This is a genomic window from Methylomonas sp. BG-2, from assembly GCF_057766305.1.
Map to the genome: position 1 here is coordinate 1 of NZ_JBYMAP010000269.1, position 5,130 is coordinate 5,130.

At 50.6% G+C, this 5,130-nt stretch carries 6 protein-coding genes and 4 tRNA genes; all 10 read left to right on the plus strand.

Annotated features, from left to right (window positions below; genetic code table 11):
* Positions 1-421, plus strand: a 421-nt coding sequence (locus AC3B8H_RS18395) for an outer membrane lipoprotein LolB (protein WP_488442990.1), incomplete at its 5' end; no start/stop codon positions are given.
* On the plus strand, positions 418-1,287 hold the full coding sequence (ispE, locus tag AC3B8H_RS18400; RefSeq protein WP_488442991.1) for a 4-(cytidine 5'-diphospho)-2-C-methyl-D-erythritol kinase: 870 nt from the start codon (positions 418-420) through the stop codon (positions 1,285-1,287). The genes AC3B8H_RS18395 and ispE, both read left to right, overlap by 4 nt.
* A 9-nt stretch (positions 1,288-1,296) precedes the next feature.
* Positions 1,297-1,371, plus strand: a tRNA-Gln gene (locus AC3B8H_RS18405).
* 37 nt (positions 1,372-1,408) lie between these two features.
* On the plus strand, positions 1,409-2,362 hold the full coding sequence (locus AC3B8H_RS18410; RefSeq protein ID WP_488442992.1) for a ribose-phosphate diphosphokinase: 954 nt from the start codon (positions 1,409-1,411) through the stop codon (positions 2,360-2,362).
* A gap of 53 nt (positions 2,363-2,415) precedes the next feature.
* Positions 2,416-3,012, plus strand: a complete 597-nt coding sequence (locus AC3B8H_RS18415; protein ID WP_488442993.1) for a 50S ribosomal protein L25/general stress protein Ctc — start codon at positions 2,416-2,418, stop codon at positions 3,010-3,012.
* A gap of 12 nt (positions 3,013-3,024) precedes the next feature.
* On the plus strand, positions 3,025-3,579 hold the full coding sequence (gene pth / locus AC3B8H_RS18420) for an aminoacyl-tRNA hydrolase (RefSeq protein WP_488442995.1): 555 nt from the start codon (positions 3,025-3,027) through the stop codon (positions 3,577-3,579).
* Positions 3,580-3,631: 52 nt separating this feature from the next.
* Positions 3,632-3,716 (plus strand) — tRNA-Tyr (locus tag AC3B8H_RS18425).
* Between the two features lie 23 nt (positions 3,717-3,739).
* Positions 3,740-3,813, plus strand: a tRNA-Gly gene (locus tag AC3B8H_RS18430).
* Positions 3,814-3,831: 18 nt separating this feature from the next.
* Positions 3,832-3,907: transfer RNA gene (locus AC3B8H_RS18435), tRNA-Thr, on the plus strand.
* A 36-nt stretch (positions 3,908-3,943) separates the two neighbouring features.
* Positions 3,944-5,130 (plus strand): elongation factor Tu (gene tuf, locus AC3B8H_RS18440; RefSeq protein ID WP_488442994.1); only part of this gene is annotated, 1,187 nt, incomplete at its 3' end.

The window sequence follows — 5,130 nt, forward strand, 5'->3', positions numbered from 1 at the left end:
TTTTGTCGATGAGCGTGAGTCCGTTTCGGTCAGTGTGAATTGGCGTCACTCTAGTCAGGTCGATGAAATCGAGCTGAGCGGACCATTGGCGCAGGGGCGGGTTCGGATTTCAGTGGGCGGCGACGTTGTGATAATCGATGATGGCGAGACGCGTCGCGAGCTTCAGGGAGATGTTGACTTGATGGTTGAGGAGGGGCTTGGGATTTCGTTGCCGGTCAGCGCGCTAAGGTTTTGGGTGTTGGGCATGAGTCGGCCGGAATTCGCGGTTACTGAGCAGCCAAGCGGTTTTTTTCAGTTGGGATGGTTGGTGATGTTTCAGGAAATGTTTCAGGTTGAGCGAGTTGCTTTGCCGAGGAAAATGAGCGTGCAGCGGGACAAAACAAGAATAAAGTTATTTGTGGATCGGTGGGATTTGTCGTGACGGGAATTCAAGAAAATCGCTGGGGCGAACGTTGGCCGGCGCCGGCCAAGCTTAACTTAATGTTGAGAATTACCGGTCGGCGACCCGACGGCTACCATTTGCTGCAAACCGTTTTTCAATTAATCGATTTGTGCGATTGGTTAACATTTCATCCGGTTGACGGTGATGTGGTTGAATTGGTTAACGAGACTCCGGGGGTGGCGGCGCGAGACGATCTGACCGTCAGAGCGGCCTTGTTGCTAAAGCAGCATACCGGATGCAAGTTGGGCGTGAGGATTCAGCTAGACAAGTTTTTGCCCATGGGCGGTGGTTTGGGTGGTGGTAGTTCGGATGCGGCAACGACATTGGTTGTGCTGAATGCCTTATGGGGTCTCAATTTGCCGTCGGAAACATTAATTAGCTTAGGTTTGCGTTTAGGGGCCGATGTGCCGGTGTTCGTTGCCGGTTATTCCGCATGGGGAGAGGGGGTGGGTGAAGTCTTGCAGCCTATGATATTACCCGAATCCTGGTTCGTAGTTATTAAGCCAGATTGTCATGTGAATACGAAAGAAATTTTTTTGGCTGAGCGGTTGACAAGAAATAGTAAATCAATCAAAATGAGCGACTTTATTGCAGGGGATAGTGGAAATGACTGTCTTGCTGTGGTTAAGAGTCTGTATGAGCCGGTAGCGAATGCGCTTGATGCTTTGTCTGGTTTTGCAGAGCCGCAGTTGACCGGGACCGGTGCTTGCGTGTTTGCGCGGTTTGCGGATAGATCTTCGGCTGAGAGGGTTTATTTCGCATTGAAAGATGGTTGGTCGGTTTATTTGGCCAAAGGGGTAAATAAGTCCCCGCTTCATGGAATGTTTGAACACGGATCGGTTTAATCAAATTTTTGGGCTGTCGCCAAGCGGTAAGGCACGAGGTTTTGATCCTCGCATACCAAGGTTCGAATCCTTGCAGCCCAGCCATAATCCTCATATGTAGCCTCTTTAGGAGTGTGCTTCAATGCGCGAAGCTTCGGTAATGGTATTCTCCGGCAATGCCAATAAGGCATTGTCCGAAGGTATTGTAAAGAAGCTTAACATGCGGTTGGGCATGGCTAGTGTCGGGCGCTTCAGTGATGGCGAAATATTTGTCGAAATTGAAGAAAACGTCAGGGGGCGTGATGTTTTCGTAATTCAGCCCACTTGCGCGCCTGCCAACGAGAACTTGATGGAATTGTTGGTGATGATCGATGCGTTGCGCAGGGCGTCTGCGGCGAGAATTACAGCTGTAATGCCCTATTATGGATACGCTAGGCAAGATCGGCGTACGCGCTCCGCGAGGGTGCCTATTACCGCTCGGCTGGTTGCCGATATGATAGGAAATGCAGGGGCGGATCGCGCGCTGACGGTGGATTTGCATGCGGACCAGATCATGGGGTTTTTCGCGATTCCCGTGGATAATGTTTATGCATCCCCAATTCTACTTGGCGATATTTGGCGGCAAGAGTACGAAAACTTGATTGTTGTGTCACCAGATGTTGGTGGCGTGGTTCGCGCTAGGGCTATAGCCAAGCGATTGGGTGACGCGGACTTGGCGATTATCGATAAGCGCAGGCCTAGGCCGAATGTTTCCGAAATCATGCATATTATAGGCGACGTTGAAGGGCGTACCTGTGTGATGGTTGATGATTTGGTCGATACCGCAGGGACTCTTTGTCATGCTGCCGAGGCTTTGAAAAAGCACGGGGCAAACAAAGTGGTGGCGTATTGTACTCATCCTGTTTTGTCTGGGCTGGCTGTCGATAACGTCAGAAACTCGGTCTTGGACGAGTTGGTCGTGACGGACACAATTCCGTTGACTACTGAACTCGTAACTGTTGATAAAATTCGGCAGTTGAGTGTGGCCGAGATGTTGGCGGAAACGATCAGGCGGATTGCTGTGGGTGAGTCGGTGAGTTCGCTTTATGTGGATTAGAGTTTTTATTGGTTTTTGGGCGGGCGCCTTGGGTGCGGCTTTTGGAGAAATAAATGGCTAACGTATTTGAATTTGTAGCGGAATCTCGTGCAAGTGCTGGAAGTAGTGCTTCGAAAGGGGTTCGTCGCGCCGGTAAGGTTCCGGCGATTATTTATGGTGCTGATGCTTCCCCGCAAATGCTGGTGCTGGATCACAATGAAGTTGTTAAGCACTTGGAGCACGAAGCTGTTTACTCTCATGTGTTGGATGTGAAAATTGACGGCAAAACCGAGAAGGCTGTTTTGAAGCAGATTCAAAGGCATCCTGCCAAGCCTCAAATTCTGCATATGGATTTTATGCGTATTGACGAAACGCACAAGCTGAAGGTTCATGTGCCGCTACATTTTATCAATGAGACAATTTCTGTTGGTGTTAAGAAGGGCGGGGTTGTTACTCATGCTATGGTCGATGTTGAGGTGCTTTGCTTGCCGGCGGCGTTGCCTGAGTTTATTGAGGTTGATTTAGCCAGGGTTGAAATTGGCGAGGCTGTGCATCTGTCTGATCTGAAATTGCCGAACGGTGTTGAGATTGCTGCTCTCCAGCATGGTGTTGAGCATGATCATCCTGTCGCTCAGATCGTCAAGTCTCGTTCTGGTGAAGAATCGGAATAACAAATTCGCTTGATGATGAAGGTGCTTGTCGGCTTGGGTAATCCGGGGCGGCAATACGAGAAAACCCGGCATAATGTCGGGTTTTTGTTTCTCGATTATCTGCTGGCCGGTTCTGGTGGGCGTTGGAGAAAGGTTGCTGGATTTGAGGCTGAGATCGGAGAGTTGGTAGTTGATAACAAATTACTAGTCTTGGTGAAGCCGCAAACGTTTATGAACAGAAGCGGGTCTTCGGTTGTAAAGGTTTTAAGATATTACAAATTTCAGCGAGAGGTCATGTTGGTTGTGCATGATGACCTTGAGTTGCCGGTGGGTGTTGTTAAAACCAAGCGTGGTGGAGGACATTCCGGGCACAATGGCCTCCGCGATATTATCTCTAGCCTGGGTTCAAATGAGTTTGCCAGATTGAGGTTTGGTATTGGACGGCCTGTCTCTGGGGAGGTTGTTGCCGACTACGTGTTAAGCGCGCCATCTCGGGAAGAGTTGGCTGGGCAATCAAGGTTGTTCGAGTTTGTTTCATTGAGGCTGGGTGGGGTGCTTAATGGTGAAGAGTTTGTTCATGGAAACTAAAAACATCTTGACGGGTAGGATCAAAACAAGGATAATTGACTGATTAAGTAACGGAGGGGTTCCCGAGCGGCCAAAGGGATCAGACTGTAAATCTGCCGGTTCTACCTTCGGAGGTTCGAATCCTCCCCCCTCCACCACTTCATTTTAAACAGAAGGCTACGCGGGTGTAGTTCAATGGTAGAACTCCAGCCTTCCAAGCTGATTGCGTGGGTTCGATTCCCATCACCCGCTCCATTTTCTGAATGGAATTTCGCTCATATAGCTCAGAAGGTAGAGCACTTCCTTGGTAAGGAAGAGGTCACCGGTTCAAATCCGGTTATGAGCTCCAGTTTGGTAGTTTGTTTTTGTGTAGGGTGTTTTTACAATGGCAAAAGAAAAATTTGAAAGAAAGAAACCGCACGTCAACGTGGGCACGATTGGTCATGTTGACCACGGAAAAACCACGTTAACAGCCGCGTTGACGAAAGTAATGGCGGAGCTGCAAGGCGGTGAAGCGAAAGCCTTCGATCAAATTGACAATGCGCCAGAAGAACGCGCGCGCGGCATCACCATTTCAACCTCGCACGTGGAATATGAGTCAGCGTCGCGCCACTACGCGCACGTGGACTGCCCGGGGCACGCCGACTACGTCAAAAACATGATTACCGGTGCCGCGCAAATGGACGGTGCCATTTTGGTTTGTTCGGCGGCTGATGGCCCGATGCCGCAGACCCGCGAGCATATCCTGCTGTCTCGTCAAGTTGGCGTACCCTATATTGTGGTGTTTCTAAACAAAGCCGACATGGTCGATGATGCGGAATTGATCGAATTGGTTGAAATGGAAATCCGCGAGCTGCTGAATCAATACGAGTTCCCGGGCGATGATACCCCGATCATTATTGGTTCCGCGCTAAAAGCCCTGGAAGGGGATCAAAGCGAAATCGGCGTTCAATCCGTTGTTAAACTGGTTGAGGCGTTGGACAGTTATATCCCAGAGCCTGAGCGTGCCATCGACGGCAAATTCTTGATGCCGATTGAAGACGTATTCTCTATATCAGGTCGCGGTACTGTCGTTACGGGTCGTGTGGAACGTGGGATTATCAAAGTCGGTGAAGAGGTGGAAATCGTCGGTATTCGCGACACACAAAAAACCACATGCACCGGTGTGGAAATGTTCCGCAAGCTGCTTGATCAAGGTCAAGCCGGCGACAACGTAGGGGTCTTGCTGCGCGGCACCAAGCGCGATGACGTCGAACGCGGTCAAGTCCTAGCGCACGTCAACAGCATCAAGCCGCATTCGCACTTCAAGGCGGAAATTTACGTATTGTCCAAGGAAGAGGGTGGTCGCCATACGCCGTTTTTCAACGGCTATCGCCCCCAATTTTACTTCCGCACCACCGACGTGACCGGGGCGGTCGAACTGCCGGAAGGCGTCGAAATGGTGATGCCTGGCGACAACATCTCCGTCACCGTCAAGCTGATCTCGCCGATCGCGATGGAAGACGGCTTGCGCTTCGCGATTCGCGAAGGCGGTCGCACCGTGGGTGCCGGTGTCGTCGCTTCAATCATCGA

Excerpts from the sequence above, each read along its gene's own strand:
- AC3B8H_RS18410 (WP_488442992.1), top strand. The coding sequence starts at position 1,409 with ATGCGCGAAGCTTCGGTAATGGTATTCTCCGGCAATGCCAATAAGGCA.
- pth (WP_488442995.1), top strand. The coding sequence starts at position 3,025 with ATGATGAAGGTGCTTGTCGGCTTGGGTAATCCGGGGCGGCAATACGAG.
- AC3B8H_RS18415 (WP_488442993.1), top strand. The coding sequence starts at position 2,416 with ATGGCTAACGTATTTGAATTTGTAGCGGAATCTCGTGCAAGTGCTGGA.